This is a genomic window from Pseudaminobacter soli (ex Zhang et al. 2022) (assembly GCF_014595955.1).
GTDB lineage: Bacteria > Pseudomonadota > Alphaproteobacteria > Rhizobiales > Rhizobiaceae > Kumtagia > Kumtagia pseudosoli.
Genome location: NZ_JABVCF010000003.1, coordinates 131,030 through 149,535, shown reverse-complemented (window position 1 = coordinate 149,535; position 18,506 = coordinate 131,030). Strand labels below are relative to the sequence as shown.

Genomic DNA, 18,506 nt, shown 5'->3' with positions numbered 1-18,506 from the left:
CCATCGAGGGGAGGGTAAGGAACCCACCGATGCCCGACCTACTTCTCGAACTCCGCTCCGAGGAAATTCCCGCCCGCATGCAGCGCAAGGCTGCCGGCGACCTCAGGAAGATGATCACCGACGGTCTGGTCGAGGCCGGTCTCACCTATGAGGCGGCGCGCGAATACTGGACGTCGCGCCGCCTTGCGCTCGACGTTCGCGGCGTCACGCCTCGCTCGAAGGACGTTCGCGAGGAGCGCAAGGGGCCGAGCACCAAGGCGCCCGAGCAGGCCATCCAGGGTTTTCTGCGATCGGCCGGGCTGACCGACATCTCGCAGGCGGAGATCCAGTCCGATCCGAAGAAGGGGGATTTTTATGTCGCCCGCATCGTCAAGCAGGGCCGGGCGGCCGAGGAGATCATCGCCGAGCTGGTTCCAGCGGTCGTCCGCGCCTTTCCCTGGCCGAAGTCGATGCGCTGGGGCGCGGCGTCTGGCCCGAAGGGCATCCGCTATGGCAACATCGAGGGCAGGGGCGGCGACACGCTGCGATGGGTGCGCCCGCTGCAGTCGATCGTCTGCACTTTTGGCCCCGAGACCGAGGACCCGGTCGTGGTCGATTTCGAGGTGGACGGCATCCGCTCCGGCAACGTCACCTACGGCCACCGCTTCCATGCGCCCGACGCCATTACGGTCCGCCGCTTCGACGACTACGCGGCGCGGCTGGAGGCCGCGAAGGTGATCGTCGACGCCGATCGCCGCAAGGAGATCATCCTGGCGGACGCCCGCAACCTCGCCTTCGCCAACGGCCTCGATCTGGTCGAGGACGAGGGGCTGCTGGAAGAGGTCTCCGGGCTGGTCGAGTGGCCGGTCGTGCTGATGGGCGGATTCGACGAGGATTTTTTGGAGATCCCGCCGGAGGTCATTCGGCTGACCATCAGGGCCAACCAGAAGTGTTTTGTCTGCGCCTCCACCTCCCCCTCAAGGGTTGAGGGGGCGCTCTCCAACCGCTTCATCCTCACGGCCAATATCGAAGCCAAGGATGGCGGGGCTGAGATCGCCCATGGCAACGGCAAGGTGGTGCGCGCGCGGCTTTCCGATGCGCTCTATTTCTGGAAGACCGACCAGCACGACCTGCCAGACCTCGGCGAACTGAAGGTCTCGGTCGAAAAGTTTGGGCTCGACCTCGAAAAGCCGCTCGACCAGCGCATGGCCCGGCTCGACCATCTCAACGTCACCTTCCACGCCAAGCTGGGCACGCAAGGCGAGCGCGTGGAGCGCATCCGCCGGCTGGCGCGCGAGATCGCGCCGATCGTCGGCGCCGATCCCGACCTCGCCGAGCGGGCGTCGGTGCTGGCCAAGGCCGATCTGCAGACCGAGGTGGTTGGCGAATTCCCTGAGCTTCAGGGCGGCATGGGCCGCAAATATGCTGCTCTCCAGGGCGAGCCCCCTTCGGTCGCCGCGGCGATCGAGGAGCACTACAAACCGCAGGGGCCGTCCGACCGCGTTCCGACCGACCCGGTATCGATCTCGGTGGCGCTCGCCGACAAGCTCGACACGCTGGTGGGTTTCTGGGCGATCGACGAGAAGCCCACGGGGAGCAAAGACCCTTATGCGCTAAGAAGGGCGGCGCTGGGGGTGATCAGGATCGTGGTCGAGAATGGGGTGAGGCTGAGCCTTTCCGGCAGAACAGATACGGCGATTGAAGAGTTCGCCTGCCAGATCGCTGACGCTGGGCGGGCCGCCATTGCCCATCGCAATCCCGATGGCTCTATCACCCTTAAGAGGTCGAGGGATCGCATCCTTGCTGAAGAGCATCCCAGTTTCGCTTTTAGCCGAACTCTAATTCACGATGGCCTCGAGAGGGGTGAGTTCGCCATCACGCAGGACGCTTTGGGAAGTGATCGGCTGGAATGGAAACCAAGGCGCGAGATCGTTTCTGACCTCCTCTCCTTCTTCCACGACCGCCTGAAAGTTTACCTCCGCGACCAGGGCGCGCGCTATGACCTGATCGATGCGGTGCTGGCGAGTGGCGGGTCCAACGACGACCTCCTCACCATCGTCCGCCGCGTGGAGGCGCTGGGCACCTTCCTCGACACCGAGGACGGCAAAAACCTTCTGGCCGGCACCAAGCGCGCCGCCAACATCCTTGCTGCCGAAGAGAAGAAGGATACGCGCATTGCCGAAGCGGTCGACCCTGCGCTGTTCCGCGAGGACGCCGAGATGGCGCTCTACGAGGCCGTGAACCTCGCCGAGAGCAAAGCGGGGCAGGCCATCCAGGACGAAGACTTTTCGGCCGCCATGCGCGCGCTCAGCGCGCTGCGCGCGCCCGTCGACTCGTTCTTCGACCGTGTCCTGGTGAACGACGAGGATCCGGCGATCCGCGCCAACCGCTTGGCGCTGCTCGCCCGCATCCGCGCCGCCACCGGCCAGGTTGCGGATTTCTCGAGGATCGCGGGGTAGGGGCTGTTTCGGGCCAGCTCAACTGAACACATAGACCGCCAGCCCCACCGCAAGCAGCGTGAGGACTGACGTGCTCATCCCCAGCATGGGCAGCCAGGCGGGCGGCGCGACACCGCGGGTCCGCGACCGCGCATTGATGAAGTTGATCGCCGCGGCCACCAGAAGCAGCAACGCCGCCACGCCGAGCTTGGCGTGGAACGCCCAGCCGAGGTTGGTCCCGGAGTAGTAGCCGAGATAGAGCCAGAGCCCTGAAAGCCACAGGAGGATGATGCCGCCAAGCGCCATGCGGGCGAGGGCGGGGCGCAGTGCCGCAAGTTGCGTGGTCGACTCTCCGGCGCTGCGCCTGATCTGCCGGGCCACGGCCATCGAGGCGAAGCCGGCGCCCGCGCCGAGCATCAGCCCGAGAAAGTGCAAAAACTTCGCGAATTCCACTGTCCGTCCATCCCCATTGGAGCCTGCCGAAAGGTGACGACCGAACCGGCCGGCGTCAAGCTGGTCACGCAATGCACGCGTGGATTGCTTGGCTTCTGCCGCCTATTCCGGCCTTATGACCCGCGACGACGGTGCGGGCGTCGGAGGCGCCTGATCCGGGGATGGCTGGTCTGCCGCCGGTTTGCCGGTTCCGGATTGCTGCCCCGTCCCGCCACTGGTGCCCTTTGGTCCTGGTGCATTGGCCTGAACGGGATGAGGCTTTCCGTCAGGTCCGGCTGGAGTCTTGGCGGCCTCGGCAACGGGCGGCTTCGCCGTGCCGAACGGATCGCCGACGATACCGCCGCGAATGACCATAGGGGTCGAGGGAACGAACGGCCGGGTCGGCTGCTTTACGGCTGCCACCTTTTCGCTGGTCACGCTGGGCTCAAGCCCCTGGTACGCGATGACCGAAGGGCTGATCGAAACGAGCTTTGCCGGAATCGGCCGGGATACGGGTGCTGCCTCGCGTCCGTCAGGCGCCAGCAGGTCCGGCGGCGGATACGCCAGCAGTGCGACATTCTCCGGTGGCCGCGGTGCGCCGCGCAGCGTGATGATCGACGGGCTGCTCTTCGGCGGCGCGACGCTGACGAAAGACGACGCGCTGGCGCCCCCTGTCGACAGGGCGAGAAGTGCAGATGTCCAAACGATCAGCCGCAAAAATGCCGCTCCCGAGAAATCCTGCAATTGACTTTGCGCGCGTCGAAGTCGATGCCTGACTGGCGCGCATGGTAAAGCAAGGTCATTGAGGAAAGCCTCACGAGGCCGGCGAAGCTATGATCGAGCATGAGTTTCTCCCAAGAGGGTTAATCATTGGTGGTTGAGGTGGTGCCTGCATCCGTGGCTCTTGAGCCGGCTGTCGCGCTGCTCGAGGCTGGCGATCTCGTGGCCATGCCGACCGAGACGGTCTACGGGCTGGCCGGCGACGCGACCAACGGGGCGGCGGTGGCCCGCATCTTTGAGGCGAAGGGGCGACCCCGTTTCAATCCGCTGATCGCTCACGTCGCGTCGATTGCGATGGCCGAGGAGATCGCCAGTTTCGATCCGCTCTCCCGCAAATTGGCCGAGGCCTTCTGGCCCGGACCGATCACGATCGTCCTGCCACTGCGCGCAGGCTCAAAAGTGCATCCGCTCGCGACGGCCGGGCTGGACACAGTGGCGGTGCGCATGCCCGACGGCTTTGCCCGCGAACTCATCGGCCGATTCGGCAGGCCGCTGGCAGCACCCAGCGCCAACCGCTCGGGCCGCATCAGCCCGACGACCGCGGCGGCGGTGGCCGACGACCTCGGCGACCGGATACGCCTGGTCGTCGATGGCGGGCCGGCGCCTGTCGGGGTTGAGTCGACGATCGTCAAGGTTGAGGACGGACAGGTCCGTATTCTTCGTCCCGGCGGCATCTCGGCCGAGGAGATCGAGGCGCTCATCGGTGCACCGGTGCTGCGCCAGACGGGCAAAGGCACGATCGAGGCGCCGGGCATGATGACTTCGCATTATGCCCCGCACGCTTCGGTCAGGCTCAATGCAGCGAATGTGCGTCCTGGCGAAGCATTGTTGGCATTCGGACCTAATCGTGCGGCGGGCGCTGGAAAAGCGATTGCCGTGCGCAATCTCTCGGAGCGCGGCGATCTCCGAGAGGCGGCGGCCAACCTGTTCTCCTATCTCGACGAACTGGATCGGGCTGGCGCCGGCACGATCGCCGTGGAGCCGGTTCCGATTGCGGGCCTGGGCGAGGCGATCAATGACAGGCTGATGCGCGCCGCCGCGCCGCGCGACCTCGACAGGACGTGAGTATGACCGTTTCGGACGACCCGAGCTTCAACGCCCTCCTCGAGCGCTTCGCCGCCATCGTCGGCGATCGCCATGCCCTGAGAGACAGCGCCGACATGGCGCCCTTCGTGAGCGAGCGCCGGGGCCTGTGGCCAGGAGTTGCCGCCATGGTGCTGCGCCCCGGCAGCGTCGATGAGGTGAGCCGCATCCTCAAGCTCGCGAGCGAGACCGGCACGGTCATCGTGCCGCAGGGCGGTAATACCGGGCTGGTCGGCGGCGGGATGCCGGACCGTTCCGGCCGCCAGATCGTGCTTTCGCTGTCGCGGCTCGATCGCGTCCGCGAGATCGATCCTCTCTCCAACACCATCACCGTGGAGGCCGGCCTGACCCTGCAGGCGCTGCACGAGGCGGCGGATGGTGCGGACCGCTATTTTCCGCTCTCGCTTGCCTCGCAGGGCTCCTGCCAGATCGGCGGAAATCTCTCCACCAATGCCGGTGGAACGGCTGTGCTCGCCTACGGCAATGCGCGCGAGCTTTGCCTTGGAGTGGAGGTCGTGCTCCCTACAGGCGAGGTGCTGGACGATCTTCGCAAGCTCAAGAAGGACAACACCGGCTACGACCTGAAGAACCTGTTCATCGGTGCGGAGGGAACACTGGGCGTGATCACGGCGATGGTCCTAAAACTGCTGCCGAAGCCCCGCGGGCGAGAGGTGGCCTTCGTCGGCCTGGATTCGCCCTCGGCCGCGCTCGACCTCCTAAACCGGGCGCTGGACCGCGCCGGGACCGGGCTTACCGGTTTCGAACTGATCGGCAGGCGGCCGGTCGAATTCATGCTGAAGCACGTTCCGGACGCGATCAGTCCGCTGGCGGGCGATTGGCCCTGGTACGTGCTGATGGAGATCTCTTCCGGGCGCTCGGCCGAGGATGCACGGGAGAGCATCGAGGAGATCCTGGGCGAGGCGCTGGAAGCCGGCCTGATCGGGGACGCGGCGATCGCGGAAAACCTGACCCATGCGGACGCCTTCTGGAAGCTGCGGGAAGGCGTATCTGAGGCCCAGCGATATGAAGGCTTTTCCATAAAGCACGACATCTCGGTGCCTGTAGCTTCAATTCCGGTCTTCATCGAGAGAGCCGGAGAGGCCGTCGCGTCGGTGTGCAAGGACGCGCGCGTCGTCTGCTTCGGCCACATGGGCGACGGCAACCTGCACTACAACATCTCGCAGCCGGCAGGCGGCGACCCCGAAGAGTTCAAGGCGCTGTACCGGCCGATGAACAAGTCGGTGCACGACGTCGTGCGCGCGCTGAACGGCTCGATCTCCGCCGAGCACGGCATCGGCCAACTGAAGCGCGACGAACTCGCCGCCACGGCGCCGCCGATCGCTCTGGATCTGATGCGCCGGATCAAAGCGGCCTTCGATCCGGCCGGAATCATGAATCCGGGCAAGGTGATCTGAGCCGGAGCTACTCCAAAGGCTGCTAGTCACAGACGCGCGCGGGCGGCACCGGGATCGGGTGCGGCGGCGGTGCCGGCGGCACTGGATCCGGCGCCGGATCGGGCTCGGGGAACGGGCGGGGCGGCATCGAAAACATTGGCGGTCCTCCACGGCCTCAAACGCGTTGCAGGCCGTGTTGTTCCGCTGCAGGACACGGCGCAGGATTTACTAAGCGTTTGGAGATGTTGCCGAATCCCTGCCGTAGGTTGCGTTCCGATAACCATCGCGGAGATCAGCAAAATTTAACGCAGTTCATAAGGCGGCCAGTAACGCGGGCCGGCTAGGCTCCTCAGCATAAAGAGCCCGGGAAAACCGGGACAGGGAGACCGGAACACCGGCTCTCGAGAGTTGCAGGAGAGTCTGTCGAATGAACACCGGACTGAAGCCAGTCTGGGCCGGGCGCAACATGCGCCTGGACCCTTCCCGTCTGCCGCAGGTGGTGACTTATGCCACGCGCGACGATCTTGGCGACGTGACGTTTACGATCGATCATCGCGGCGCGGTGCTGCGCCGGTTCCTGGACCGCAGCCAATTGCCGGTCACGGTGGCGCTGCCGGCGCGCGCCTTCCGCGGCGTGGCGGCACGGGCGATCGAAGACGCGGAAGGAAACGTGACGGTCACGCTGGAACTGCTGCATCGCGATCCGATGCTGTCCGTGCCGCTGCTGGTCGCGGACAATCTGGAGGACATCGCGGCCGACTGGCGCGCCTGGTCCGAGGCCTTCGGCCTGCCGATGCTTCTGGTCGAGTCCGACGGGGTGGCCCGCACACTCGAGGAATCGCTTGGCAACGCGATCAGGAAGCTGCCGCCTCAGGAGCGGCGACATGGACGGGCGACGAAACTGCGCCGTCCGCGTTTCCTGATGCGCCGCCGGATGGGCGATCTGGGCCTGCGCCTCATCGTAGAGGGACAGGAGATCATCGCGCACTGCTGAGCGCGGAGCGCCCAGCGTGGCTTGCTAAGCCGCAATCGCCGGCTTCATCGCCATCCACACGGCTCCGCCGAGGAGGCCCAGGAAGATGAGCAGGCCGACCACGTTGTTCGACTTGAACAGTGCCAGGCACTGGTCGGGATCGTCGATGTCGAGCATGCGCACCTGGCGCGCCATGTGCGCGCCAGCGGCAACCAGCCCGGCCAAGGCCGGAAGCGGCGCTTCCGCCGCGTCGAATGCCAGCGCGAACAGGCAGAGCGCTCCGGTGTAGAGGCCGGTCAGCCAGAGCTTGGTATTTTCGCCGAACAGCCGCGCCGTCGAGCGCACGCCGACCAGAGCGTCGTCCTCCTTGTCCTGGTGGGCGTAAATCGTGTCGTAGCCGATAACCCAGAGGACCGATCCGATATAGAGCAGGATCGCCGGGCCTTCGATATCGCCGAATTCGACCGCCCAGCCCATCAGCGCACCCCAGGAGAAGGCAAGGCCCAGAACGAACTGCGGCCAGTCGGTGATACGCTTCATGAAGGGGTATGCAGCGACAACGAAGAGCGAGGACATTCCCAGGCCGATCGCGAAACCATCGAACTGCAGCAGGCCGGCGAGCCCGACCAGAGCCTGCAGCGCAAGGAACAGCCAGGCCTGGCGCCGACTCACCTGGCCGGAAGGCAAGGGCCGGGAACGCGTGCGCTCCACCTCGGCGTCGATGCCCTCGTCGACGAGGTCGTTGTAGGTGCAGCCTGCCCCGCGCATCGCGATGGCGCCGACGAGGAAGAGCAGCAGCGTGACCGGCGAGGGGAGGAGGTCCGCAAATGAATCGCCGGGTCGCGCATAGGCGCTCGCCGCCAGCGCCGTCGACCACCAGCAGGGCCAGAGCAGGAGTTGCCAGCCGATCGGCCGGTCCCAGCGAGCAAGCTGCGCATAGGGCCACGCCCATCGGGGAAGCAGCCGATAGGCCCAATGGCGGCTCGGCGCATCTGCGACGCGACCCTGGCCGGTGCGGGATTGTATGGTTTCCATGGAATCTGAGTGGCAGCGTGCGGAACTTCCGTCAAGCAAGCGGCGTTGGGCGGGCGGCCGGTGATACCGTATCTTTTGCAGCATAGCCCTCAGATTGCCTTGCAGCAGTGTCGTAGTCCCCGAGCTAGGGAGGCCACCTCGTTCGGAGACTAGATAGATGCTTCGCATCCTCATACTCATATGTTCGTCGCAGGTATCGCCGCAGGACTGTCAGCGCGAAACCGCCCTCGACCTGATCAGCGGACCGCAGGTCAACAGCGTGTTCTCTTGCGCCATGCAGGGCCAGGCCGTCCTGGCGAGCACCGCGAACATCGGCCGGCGCCCGAACGAGTACGTCAAGATCGGATGCGAGCATCTAGACGGGCCGGACACTTCGCAACAGCTCTGAGTGCTTCTTGGGAGGCTGCATCGCGCTTAAGCGATGCAGCCTCGCCGACGCTGGACTGGGCAGGCTGTGACACTCTGACGATCATGCCGAGACCGCTGGTCGCCCCAGAGGCTTGTCTTGCAACCGATGTACAGGTATATGTACAACTTAATCGGAGGGCCTCCCATGTCCTATGTCACCTTCACAGATCTGCGGAATAACCTCGCCTCTCATCTCGACAAGGTCGAGCAGGACCGCGCCGAATTGATCGTGACCCGCCAGGGGCACGAGCCGGCGGTGATCGTATCGCTCGCCGACTGGGAAGGGATGAAGGAGACCCTCCATCTGCTTAGCTCACCCGTCAACGCGGAGCGCTTGCTCGCGTCGATCGCTGAACTGGATGCAGGCAAGGGGGTCGAGCACGACCTCATCGATCCGTGAGGATCATCTTCTCGTCTCGTTCCTGGACCGACTACACGCATTGGCAAGCCGCTGATCCCGCAATCGCCGCCAGGATCAACGAACTCATCAAGGAGATCTCACGGCACCCTTTTGTGGGGATCGGCCGGCCGGAGCCGCTCCGCAGCGAACTTTCGGGCTGGTGGTCCCGGCGCATCGACCACGAGCATCGGCTTGTCTACCGGGTCACGGGCAAGGGCGACCAGCAGGCGATCGAAATCTCCGCCTGCCGCCTTCATTACAGGAAATAGGCTGCCCCCGAACGGCGCTTGCCCGCAACGAAGCTTTTGTAGCCGCATCCGCTTGACCATCTGAGGTTCAGACAATAGCGGCACGGCTCAGGCAGCTTCAGCGAGGTTTCGCAATGAACGTTCTTCTGATTGGCTCCGGCGGCCGCGAGCATGCGCTGGCCTGGAAGCTGTCAGCCTCGCCCCTGCTTGGAAAGCTCTATGCTGCCCCGGGCAACCCCGGCATCGCCAGGGAAGCCGAAATCGCCGCCCTGGACGCCGAGGATCACGGCGCAGTCGCGAGCTTCTGCAAGGAGAAGGACATCGGACTGGTCGTGGTCGGTCCCGAGGCGCCGCTTGTGGCCGGTCTGTCGGATCACCTCAGGGCGGCCGGAATTCGCGTCTTCGGCCCCTCGCAGGCAGCCGCCAGGCTGGAGGGGTCCAAAGGCTTCACAAAAGATCTCTGCGCCCGTTTCGCCATTCCGACCGCCGCCTATGGCCGGTTTCAGAACGCCGAGGACGCCAAGGATTATGCCCGCGCCCGAGGCGCACCGATCGTCGTCAAGGCGGACGGTTTGGCGGCCGGCAAGGGTGTCACCGTGGCGACGACGCTCGATGAAGCGCTGGCCGCGATCGACGCCTGTTTCGACGGCGCTTTCGGCGGCGCCGGAGCCGAGGTGGTGGTCGAGGAATTCCTGACCGGGGAGGAGGTCAGCTTCTTCTGCCTCTGCGACGGCAGGACCGCTCTCCCCTTCGGCAGCGCCCAGGACCACAAGCGCGTCGGCGACGGCGACACCGGCCCCAACACCGGAGGCATGGGCGCCTATTCGCCGGCCCCGGTGATGACCCCGGCGATGTCCGAGCGGGTGATGCGGGAGATCGTCGAGCCGACGATGCGCGGCATGGCCGAACTGGGCTCTCCCTTCTCGGGAGTCCTCTTCGCCGGGCTGATGATCACGGCCGACGGTCCAAAACTCATCGAATACAACGTCCGTTTTGGCGATCCCGAGTGCCAGGTCCTGATGATGCGGCTGAAGGACGATCTGCTGATTCTGCTCAATGCGGCCGCCGATGGGCAACTCGCCCACATGTCGGCGCGATGGTACGCCGAGGCGGCGCTCACCGTGGTGATGGCTGCGAAGGGCTATCCGGGTGCGGTCGAGCGCGGCAGTGTGATCGGCGGGTTGGACCGCGTCCCGGAAGGCGTCGAACTCTTCCATGCGGGCACCTCCGAGAGGGATGGCCGTATCGTCGCCAATGGCGGGCGTGTGCTCAGCGTTACCGCGACGGGCCGCACCGTAACGGAAGCGCAGGCGCGGGCTTATGCCGCGATCGACACGATCGATTGGCCCGAGGGGTTTTGCCGTCGCGACATCGGTTTTCGCGCGGTGGAGCGGGAGAAGTCGGAGCGGGGCGCCTAAGGCCGGGAAAGCCGCGCGTCAGCCGCCGACTTCGAACGGATTGCTCGCCGGTGCCGTCGGCAGCGTTCCTTCCTCCTCCCGGCGCCGGAAATGCGTGAGCGAGCAGGCAGGCGAACACAGGATGCCGCGATCGCTCCAATAGGCCGGCCCGTTGTCGATCTGGCCGTGGTAATAGCTGAAGTTGGGCATGCCGAACGGCAGTCCACATTCGATGCAGCGGCGCGTTTCGGGTCTGGCGAGCATACGAGGCCTCAGGGGGTGGTCATGAGCTAGGGCCATCCCTTAGCGCAATTGACGTTAACGTCAGAAGAACCTACCCATGGCTGCGACCCAAAGCTGCCGCCGAGGAGGCTTTTGCAATGTATCGCGCGCCCGTTGCCGAGATCGCCTTCACGCTGAAGCACGTCGCCGGCATGGGGGCGGCGCTGGAGACCGGCGCGCTCGGGGATCTCAGCGAGGATCTGGCCGACGCCATCCTCGAGGAGGCCGGCCGCTTCGCCAGCGAGGAGGTCGCGCCGCTGCGCGAGATCGGCGACCGGCAGGGCGCTGTCCTCGAGAACGCCGCGGTCTGCATGCCAGACGGCTGGAAGGATCTTTACCGTCGCTGGCGGGAAGGCGGCTGGAACGCGCTGTCCGGTCCGGTCGAGTATGGCGGGCAGGGGCTGCCTGCCATGCTCTCGGTCGCGGTCCTGGAGATGTGGAACTCCGGGTCCATGGCCTTCGGCATCGGCCCGACGCTGACTATGGGCGCGGTCGAGGCGCTGCACGCACACGCCTCCGAGGAACTGAAGGCGACGTATCTGCCAAAACTGGTCTCCGGCGAGTGGATGGGCACGATGAACCTGACCGAGCCGCAGGCGGGCTCCGACGTCGGCGCCCTACGCACCCGCGCCGAACGGGCGGGCGACGGCACCTATCGCCTCTTCGGCCAGAAGATTTTTATCACCTATGGCGAGCACGATTTCTCGGGCAACATCGTGCACTTGGTGCTCGCCCGTCTGCCCGACGCGCCTGCGGGGACGAAGGGAATCTCCCTCTTTTTAGTACCCAAATTCCTGCCGAATCCCGATGGCTCGCCCGGCGTCCGCAACGACGTGTTCTGCGCCTCAATCGAGCACAAGATGGGCATCCACGCCTCGCCGACCTGCACGATGATCTATGGAGATGGCTTTGCTGGGGATCGCGAGCCGGGCGCGGTCGGCTGGCTGGTCGGCGAGGAGAACCGTGGGCTGGCCTGCATGTTCACCATGATGAACAATGCCCGCCTCGCGGTCGGCATCCAGGGTGTGGCGGTGGCCGAAGCCGCTTACCAGAAGGCGTTTGCCTATGCCCGAGAGCGCCGCCAGGGCCGTGCTCCCGGCTATGGCGGCGAGGGAATGGCGCCGATCGTCTATCATCCCGACGTGCAGCGCAGCCTGCTCACCATGAAGGCGCTGACCTGGATCGCCCGCGCGATCAGCTATTCCTGCGCGCATGCCATCGACATGGCGAAGGCCGGAGGCGGGCAGGCGGGCTTCTGGCAGGAGCGGGCCAATCTGCTGACGCCGGTCGCCAAGGCATTCTCGACGGACGTCGGCGTTGAGGTCGCCTCGCTCGGTGTGCAGGTGCATGGCGGCATGGGCTACATCGAGGAGACCGGCGCGGCTACCCTGCTTCGGGATGCCAGGATCGCGCCGATCTATGAAGGCACCAACGGTATCCAGGCGATCGATCTCGCCACGCGCAAACTGCCGCAGTCGGACGGCGGGCATGTCCGTGCCTTCATCGCCGAACTTCGCGAAGATGCTGAAAGGCTGCGCACTTCGAACAGTGAAGGGGCAGCCCAGTCGGTTGACCGCATCGAAGCTGCCGTGGATGACCTCGAGGCGGCCACCGAGGCGCTCCTTGTCATGCTGCAGGAGGGGCGGACCGAGGAGGCGCTAGCCGGCGCCACGCCCTACCTGCGTCTTTTCGCGCTTGGCCTGGGCGGGGCGCTGCTGGCCCGCGCTGCGGTGGCCGACGGCGATGCCGAGCGGACGGCGCTTTGCCGCTTCTATGCCGAAAATCTCATCGGCGAGACCGCTTCGCTGAGGCAAGCCGTCATCGAAGGCGGGATGAGCCTGTTGGCTGCAGGGGAAGCCCTGCACGGCTGACGAGGAGAGCACGATGACGGACCATGTTCTTATAGAGCGGCGCGGGGCAATCCAGCTGATCCGCATGAATCGGCCGGACAAGAAGAACGCGATCACCCGCGCCATGTATGCGGCGATGTCGGCTGCCCTGACTGCTGGCGACGCCGATCCGGCGGTGCGCGTCCACGTCTTCCTCGGCGGACCCGGGGCATTTTCGGCCGGCAACGATCTCGCCGACTTCATGGCGGTCGCGATGGGCGGTGAGACCGGAAACGAGGTTTGGGATTTCATGATGGCGCTGGCCGGAGCCAGGAAGCCGCTGGTGTCGGGCGTGGACGGTATCGCGGTTGGCATCGGCGCGACCCTGAACCTTCACTGCGATCTGACCATCGCCACGCCGAGGACCACCTTCCACACGCCTTTCGTCGACCTTGGTCTCGTGCCGGAAGCGGCGTCGAGCCTGCTGGCGCCCGCGATCCTTGGCCACCAGCGCGCTTTCGCGCTGCTAGCCCTGGGCGAGCCGCTGACGGCCCAAAAGGCTCTAGCTGCCGGGCTCATCTACAAGATGGTTGCGGAGGAGAGGCTCGAGGATGAAACGATCGCCGCAGCCGAGCGGCTGGCGTCCAAGCCGCCGGAGGCGCTGCGGATAGCCCGCGATCTCTTGCGCGGCCCGCGCGATGCCGTTTTCGCACGCATAGGCGAAGAGGCCGAGCATTTCCGCGGCCGTCTCAAGTCCGAGGAGGCGAGGGCGGCCTTCGCCGCCTTTCTGGAGCGAAAGAAGCCGGGTTGACCAGGCAGCTTGGCGCATAGGCTCGAAAACAGCAATCCGACCATCACAAGAGAGAATCGATGGCAACGGCCAATCGCAAGCTGACGACCATCTTCTCCGCCGACGTTCAGGGATACTCCCGTCTTATGGAGGCGGACGAGGAGGGCACGTTTGCCACCCTCAAGAGTTATCGGGACGCAATGGCACGGCTGATCGAGGCACATGGCGGGCGTGTCGTGAACACCTGGGGCGACGGGCTGATCGCCGAATTCGGGAGCGTCGTGGGGGCGGTTCGCGCCGCTGTCGACATCCAGAACGAACTGGCACGCAAGAACGAGAACCGGCCGGACGGGCGGCAGATGCTCTTCAGGGTCGGCATCAATCTAGGTGACGTGATCGTCGATGGAGACGATATCTATGGTGATGGCGTCAATATCGCAGCCCGGCTCCAGGCGGAGGCAGAGCCCGGCGGCATCCTGATCTCGAGCACGGTCTACGATCAGGTCCGCAACAAGATGACGGTCGGCTTCGAGTTTCTCGGCAATTTGTCGGTGAAGAATATCGATGACGCGGTGCCGAGCTACGCCGTGCGGATTGGCAGCGAGGCGCAGGCCAGGCGGAGCGCGGCCCCTCCACCAGCCGCCGAGACACCACCAGCGCGACCTGTTAGAGGCCCTGAGCCAGCCATCGCCGACACTCTTGTCGTAGCTGGGTACCAGATCGACCGGCGACTGGCAGTTCTTGCCGGGTTGGGTGTGCTGATGGTCGTCGTCAATCTTGCTACAAGCCCGGACAGCTTTTGGGCGCGTTGGCCGATTCTGGGTTTTGCCGCCGCCGCCGCGATTGGGTGGCTGCGGCGCTCACAACGCGTGGACCCGGTTCTGGGTGGGTTGGGAATAGCCGCAGCCGTCGTTGTGAGCGTCAATCTCTTCAGTTGGGAGGGGCAGTTCTGGGCGCGATGGCCGCTGCTGGGGATAACGACTGTCGCGGCGGCGCGCTGGCTTCTTTGGAAGAGGGCGTAGATCGTCCAGAACCGTCGCTTGCTCACGGATAGAGCCGAGTCTTCTCCCAGCCGTCGCCTTTGCGCGTGAAAAGCACGCGGTCGTGCAGACGGAACGGCCGGTCGTGCCAGAATTCGATCGAGGAAGGCACGATGCGGAAGCCCGACCAGTGCTTCGGGCGGGGGATCTCGCCGATCGCGAACTTCGCCGTGTATTCTGCGACCGCCTTCTCCAGCGCAAAACGGCTTTCTAGCGGCCTGGACTGCTTCGACGCCCAGGCGCCTATGCGGCTGCCGCGCGGGCGCGAGGCGTAGTACTCGTCGGCCTCGGCCTCGGAGACGATCTCGACCGGGCCGCGCACCCGCACCTGGCGCCGCAGCGACTTCCAGTGGAAGCACATCGCGGCCTTGGGAGTGGCCAGGATCTGCCGGCCCTTGGCGCTCTCGAAATTGGTGTAGAAGACGAAGCCGCGCTCGTCGAAACCCTTCAAAAGCACCATGCGGACATCGGGCAATCCGTCCGGATCGACTGTCGCCAGCGCCACCCCATTATGATCGTTGATCTCGCTTTTCGCGGCATCTTCGAACCATTCCGCGAACAGCCGGAAGGGCTCGGTGCTCTCGGTGAAGTCACCTGATGTTAACTTCGTTTCGCCCATGATCCGTATCCGATTTGGTGCTTCGAGACGGGAGATTGCCTATTGCGGCGAGGTGCGCAAGCCTCTCGGGGGCCTTGTTCCCGGATGGTGCGGCAGGCCGCGCCCTGGGCATGCCTCGTTTCGGGGCTCTTGCTTTCGGGTTGCGCCGGCGGCTTCAGCCTCAAGCAGGCCGAAGCCGATCCCACCATACTGACCGGCTCGGTCGCAAGCCCGGCGGCGGTTGCTGCCGACCCTAGCCAGCGCTCCGACGAGATGACGATCAGGAACGCCGTTTCGTCGGCGGACGTCGAATCGCTCGAGGGATCGCAGATTCCCTGGGCCAATGCAGAAACGGGCTCCCGCGGCACGATCAACAGCCTTGTTGAGGAGAAAGGTCCTGGCACAGTCTGTCGCCGCTTCACGACCTCGCGCGAAAGCTTCGACGGCGTTGCTCTGTTCGAAGGTCAGGCCTGCATGGTCGGGCCCGGCGCGTGGCGGCTGGAGAAATTTGGCGCCGTCTAGCCGGATTTGGTCTATGCTGCGGATGCGCCTCTGGAATTTGTTCCTATCGCACCGCATATAGAAGTCGACCTAACCATTTTCGCAGGCAGTCAGAATGCGCGATCCCTACGAGGTGTTGGGCGTTGCGAAATCCGCGACGGCCAAGGAAATCAAGTCGGCCTATCGCAAGCTCGCCAAGAAGCATCACCCGGACCAGAACCCGGACGATCCGAAGGCGAAGGAGCGATTCGCCGCGGCTGCCCAGGCCTATGACATCATCGGCGACGAGAAGAAGCGGGCTGCCTATGACCGCGGCGAGATAGATGCCGAAGGCAAGCCGAAGTTCCAGGGCTTCGAGGCACACGCTGGCGCCGATCCTTTCGCCGGGTTCCGTCGCCAAGGCCAAGGCCAAGGCGCGGGCGGCACGCACTTCGAGTTCCGGAGTGGCGGGGATGCGGCCGACATTTTCAGCGAGATTTTCGGTCAGTCCTATGGAGGCGGGGGTTTTGGTGGCGGTCCGAATCCCTTCGGCGGCAGAACAAGTGCACGCGGCATGCGGGTCGGCGAGGACCTGAATGCCGCGCTGGACGTGAGCGTCGAGGACGTGGCCAAGGCCGCCAAGGTGCATGCCGTGTTTCCGGACGGGCGCAGGCTCGCGGTCAAACTGCCGACCTATGTGGAGGACGGTCAGACGATTCGGCTGAAGGGCCAAGGCGAGCAGGGGCCGGGGGGCGCCGGCGACGCGCTGGTGAAGATCCGGATCCGCAATCATCCTCGCTACCGCGTCGAGGGGCGCGACCTTCATGTCGACGAACTGGTTCCCTGGGAAGACGCCGTCCTCGGCGAGAAGGTCGCGATCGATACGCCGACCGGCAAGGTCGCGGTGACGGTGCCGGCCTGGTCCAGCTCCGACAAGGTGCTGCGCCTCAGGGGCAGGGGACTGCCGGTCAAGACCGGCGGGCACGCCGATCTGTACGTCCATGTGCGGGTGATGCTTCCACAAAAGCCCGATGCCGAACTGGAGGCCCTCGCCCGCAAGCGGCGCAACTGACCCGTAAGGATGTCACCGCCCTATCGCATAGCCTGACCGGCCTCTATGCTTGATGGCGGGATGGGCCTATGCGATAGGGCGGGCACAACCTCACGGGGAGTCGTCGCTATGGCGGGTGGACAGGGCCTGATGGCCGGCAAGCGCGGCCTGATCATGGGCGTGGCGAACAACAGGTCGATCGCCTATGGAATCGCCAAGGCTTGTGCTGATCAGGGAGCGGGGATCGCGCTCACCTATCAGGGCGAAGCATTCAAGAAGCGCGTGGAGCCGCTGGCCCAGGAACTTGGCGCCCACATAGTCGGCCATTGCGACGTGACCGATCCGGCGACGCTGGACGATGTTTTCGCCGCGGTCGCGAAGCTGTGGGGCAAAATCGATTTCGTCGTCCACGCCATCGCCTTCTCCGACAAGGAAGAACTGGACGGCCGCTATGTCGACACGACGCGCGGCAATTTCCAGAAGACGATGGAAATCTCGGTCTTCTCCTTCACCGATGTGGCAAAGCGCGCCGAGGCTCTGATGCCGGACGGCGGCTCGCTGCTCACGCTCACCTATTACGGCGCCGAGAAGGTCATGCCGCACTACAACGTCATGGGCGTGGCCAAGGCCGCTCTGGAAGCGAGCGTGCGATATCTGGCGGTGGATCTCGGCGGAAAGGGCATACGCGTCAACGCGATCTCCGCCGGGCCGATGAAGACGCTAGCCGCGTCGGGCATTGGCGACTTCCGCTACATCCTGAAGTGGAACGAATACAATGCGCCGCTGAAGCGTACCGTCACGCCGGAAGAGGTGGGCGACGCAGGGATGTATTTCCTGTCGGACCTGTCCCGCGGGGTGACCGGCGAGGTCCACCACGTCGATTCGGGCTATCACGTCGTCGGCATGAAGGCCGTCGACGCGCCGGATATCAGCGTCGTCAAGGAATAGCGGCTATCCGCACACGACCCGGACGGAAGCGCTGATGCGCCCGCTGATCTATTTCGTTCGTCATGGGCAGACGGCCTGGAACATCGAGGGACGTTTCCAGGGGCAGGCCGAGAACGACATCAACGAACTCGGCAAGCGCCAGGCGGACCGCAACGGCGCCAGGCTCGGCGAACTGATCGAGCATCCGAACGATTTCGACTTCGTGGCGAGCCCTATGCGGCGTACCCGCGAGACGATGGAGCGGATCCGCAAGGCCATGGGCCTGCCGCCCGAGGACTACCGGACGGACGACCGCCTCGTCGAGGTCAATTTCGGAGACTGGCAAGGCCATACGGTGCCAGAACTCGAGGCCGCGAGACCGGGCAGCACGGCCGCCCGCTCAGGCGACAAGTGGCATTTCGTGCCGCCCGGCGAAGAGGCGGAAAGCTACCAGATGCTGCTGGAGCGGGTACGTCCCTGGTTCGAAGGGATCGTTAGGCCGACCGTCTGCGTCACCCACGGCGGTGTCATGCGGACGGTGTTCCGCATGCTGACCGACATACCACCCCGGCGCGTGGCCTCGCTGGAGATCTTCCAGGACCGGGTGCTGCGCCTGGAAGACGGCGCGCTGGAGTGGCTTTAGGCGCGAATTAGTCCGGAAGCTGCATGTCGGTGATCAGTTTCTGGCCACCGATCTCGTCATAGGCCAGGATCACGTCCATGCCTTCCTTGATCGACTCCATGTCGAACTCGCCGGGCAGCTTGTACGATTTGCCGTCGTCGAGCGTGATCGTCAGCTTCTCCTGGTCGATCGACTTGATGTGGCCTTCGGCCTCTGCGGCAAGCGCCGCTCCCGACGTCAGCAACGCAGCGCAAAGAAATCCGATCACGGTTCGCATGGCGAATCCTCTCTTATATTCGTCGTCCGCCTTCTGCGGCGTT

The 18,506-nt window shown here is 65.1% G+C and carries 21 protein-coding genes; 16 read left to right on the top strand and 5 right to left on the bottom strand.

Annotated features, from left to right (window positions below; genetic code table 11):
- Positions 1 to 29 precede the first annotated feature (29 nt).
- The gene (gene glyS / locus HUI96_RS06600; RefSeq protein WP_188253858.1) at positions 30 to 2,438 is read left to right on the top strand and encodes a glycine--tRNA ligase subunit beta; all 2,409 of its coding nucleotides are present in this window, start codon (positions 30 to 32) and stop codon (positions 2,436 to 2,438) included.
- Between the two features lie 18 nt (positions 2,439 to 2,456).
- On the opposite strand, the gene HUI96_RS06595 is transcribed toward glyS, so the two are convergent.
- Positions 2,457 to 2,870: a hypothetical protein gene (locus tag HUI96_RS06595; RefSeq protein WP_188253857.1), complete on the bottom strand. Its 414-nt coding sequence runs from the start codon at positions 2,868 to 2,870 to the stop codon at positions 2,457 to 2,459.
- Positions 2,871 to 3,153: 283 nt separating this feature from the next.
- Here HUI96_RS06595 and HUI96_RS06590 point away from each other — a divergent pair, with 283 nt between their 5' ends.
- From HUI96_RS06590 to HUI96_RS06575, 4 genes are all read left to right on the top strand, one after another.
- Positions 3,154 to 3,597 carry a hypothetical protein gene (locus HUI96_RS06590; protein WP_188253856.1) on the top strand — a complete coding sequence of 148 codons (444 nt, stop codon included), beginning with the start codon at positions 3,154 to 3,156 and terminating at the stop codon, positions 3,595 to 3,597.
- Positions 3,598 to 3,722: 125 nt separating this feature from the next.
- Positions 3,723 to 4,694 (top strand): L-threonylcarbamoyladenylate synthase, encoded by a 972-nt coding sequence (locus HUI96_RS06585; RefSeq protein ID WP_188254161.1) that lies wholly within the window; start codon positions 3,723 to 3,725, stop codon positions 4,692 to 4,694.
- Positions 4,695 to 4,696: 2 nt separating this feature from the next.
- Positions 4,697 to 6,127 (top strand): FAD-binding oxidoreductase, encoded by a 1,431-nt coding sequence (locus tag HUI96_RS06580; protein WP_188253855.1) that lies wholly within the window; start codon positions 4,697 to 4,699, stop codon positions 6,125 to 6,127.
- Between the two features lie 406 nt (positions 6,128 to 6,533).
- Positions 6,534 to 7,100: a DUF6101 family protein gene (locus HUI96_RS06575; protein ID WP_188253854.1), complete on the top strand. Its 567-nt coding sequence runs from the start codon at positions 6,534 to 6,536 to the stop codon at positions 7,098 to 7,100.
- A gap of 24 nt (positions 7,101 to 7,124) precedes the next feature.
- Here the strand turns inward: HUI96_RS06575 and ubiA are convergent, their stop codons facing one another.
- Complete coding sequence (gene ubiA, locus HUI96_RS06570; RefSeq protein ID WP_188253853.1) at positions 7,125 to 8,114, bottom strand: 4-hydroxybenzoate octaprenyltransferase; 990 nt, start codon at positions 8,112 to 8,114, stop codon at positions 7,125 to 7,127.
- 157 nt (positions 8,115 to 8,271) lie between these two features.
- Between ubiA and HUI96_RS06565 the strand changes: the two genes are divergently transcribed.
- From HUI96_RS06565 to purD, 4 genes are all read left to right on the top strand, one after another.
- Positions 8,272 to 8,502, top strand: a complete 231-nt coding sequence (locus tag HUI96_RS06565; RefSeq protein WP_188253852.1) for a hypothetical protein — start codon at positions 8,272 to 8,274, stop codon at positions 8,500 to 8,502.
- A 165-nt stretch (positions 8,503 to 8,667) separates the two neighbouring features.
- Positions 8,668 to 8,922 (top strand): type II toxin-antitoxin system Phd/YefM family antitoxin, encoded by a 255-nt coding sequence (locus HUI96_RS06560; protein WP_188253851.1) that lies wholly within the window; start codon positions 8,668 to 8,670, stop codon positions 8,920 to 8,922.
- Entirely contained in the window at positions 8,919 to 9,191 is a 273-nt protein-coding gene (locus HUI96_RS06555; protein WP_188253850.1) for a Txe/YoeB family addiction module toxin, read from the top strand. The genes HUI96_RS06560 and HUI96_RS06555 overlap by 4 nt, the downstream gene beginning before the upstream one ends.
- Before the next feature lie 113 nt (positions 9,192 to 9,304).
- Complete coding sequence (purD, locus tag HUI96_RS06550; protein WP_188253849.1) at positions 9,305 to 10,588, top strand: phosphoribosylamine--glycine ligase; 1,284 nt, start codon at positions 9,305 to 9,307, stop codon at positions 10,586 to 10,588.
- 18 nt (positions 10,589 to 10,606) lie between these two features.
- On the opposite strand, the gene HUI96_RS06545 is transcribed toward purD, so the two are convergent.
- Positions 10,607 to 10,831, bottom strand: coding sequence for a hypothetical protein (locus tag HUI96_RS06545; protein WP_188253848.1), 225 nt, complete (start codon positions 10,829 to 10,831; stop codon positions 10,607 to 10,609).
- 116 nt (positions 10,832 to 10,947) lie between these two features.
- Here HUI96_RS06545 and HUI96_RS06540 point away from each other — a divergent pair, with 116 nt between their 5' ends.
- From HUI96_RS06540 to HUI96_RS06530, 3 genes are read left to right on the top strand one after another with little or no spacing between them, the layout of a single operon-like run.
- Positions 10,948 to 12,720 carry an acyl-CoA dehydrogenase gene (locus tag HUI96_RS06540; RefSeq protein WP_188253847.1) on the top strand — a complete coding sequence of 591 codons (1,773 nt, stop codon included), beginning with the start codon at positions 10,948 to 10,950 and terminating at the stop codon, positions 12,718 to 12,720.
- 13 nt (positions 12,721 to 12,733) lie between these two features.
- A complete protein-coding gene (locus HUI96_RS06535) occupies positions 12,734 to 13,489 on the top strand; it encodes a crotonase/enoyl-CoA hydratase family protein (RefSeq protein WP_188253846.1) in 756 nt (251 codons plus the stop codon).
- Positions 13,490 to 13,548: 59 nt separating this feature from the next.
- The gene (locus HUI96_RS06530) at positions 13,549 to 14,490 is read left to right on the top strand and encodes an adenylate/guanylate cyclase domain-containing protein (RefSeq protein ID WP_188253845.1); all 942 of its coding nucleotides are present in this window, start codon (positions 13,549 to 13,551) and stop codon (positions 14,488 to 14,490) included.
- A gap of 22 nt (positions 14,491 to 14,512) precedes the next feature.
- Here the strand turns inward: HUI96_RS06530 and pdxH are convergent, their stop codons facing one another.
- Positions 14,513 to 15,127, bottom strand: coding sequence for a pyridoxamine 5'-phosphate oxidase (pdxH, locus tag HUI96_RS06525; protein ID WP_188253844.1), 615 nt, complete (start codon positions 15,125 to 15,127; stop codon positions 14,513 to 14,515).
- Between the two features lie 84 nt (positions 15,128 to 15,211).
- On the opposite strand from pdxH, the gene HUI96_RS06520 reads away from it, so the two are divergent.
- From HUI96_RS06520 to HUI96_RS06505, 4 genes are all read left to right on the top strand, one after another.
- Complete coding sequence (locus HUI96_RS06520; protein ID WP_188253843.1) at positions 15,212 to 15,628, top strand: RT0821/Lpp0805 family surface protein; 417 nt, start codon at positions 15,212 to 15,214, stop codon at positions 15,626 to 15,628.
- Positions 15,629 to 15,722: 94 nt separating this feature from the next.
- Complete coding sequence (locus tag HUI96_RS06515) at positions 15,723 to 16,658, top strand: DnaJ C-terminal domain-containing protein (protein WP_188253842.1); 936 nt, start codon at positions 15,723 to 15,725, stop codon at positions 16,656 to 16,658.
- A gap of 108 nt (positions 16,659 to 16,766) precedes the next feature.
- On the top strand, positions 16,767 to 17,585 hold the full coding sequence (gene fabI / locus HUI96_RS06510; protein ID WP_188253841.1) for an enoyl-ACP reductase FabI: 819 nt from the start codon (positions 16,767 to 16,769) through the stop codon (positions 17,583 to 17,585).
- Positions 17,586 to 17,619: 34 nt separating this feature from the next.
- Positions 17,620 to 18,207 carry a histidine phosphatase family protein gene (locus HUI96_RS06505; RefSeq protein WP_188253840.1) on the top strand — a complete coding sequence of 196 codons (588 nt, stop codon included), beginning with the start codon at positions 17,620 to 17,622 and terminating at the stop codon, positions 18,205 to 18,207.
- Positions 18,208 to 18,214: 7 nt separating this feature from the next.
- Here HUI96_RS06505 and HUI96_RS06500 read toward each other — a convergent pair whose 3' ends face one another.
- Positions 18,215 to 18,463: a DUF1344 domain-containing protein gene (locus tag HUI96_RS06500; RefSeq protein ID WP_188253839.1), complete on the bottom strand. Its 249-nt coding sequence runs from the start codon at positions 18,461 to 18,463 to the stop codon at positions 18,215 to 18,217.
- Between the last annotated feature and the right edge of the window lie 43 nt (positions 18,464 to 18,506).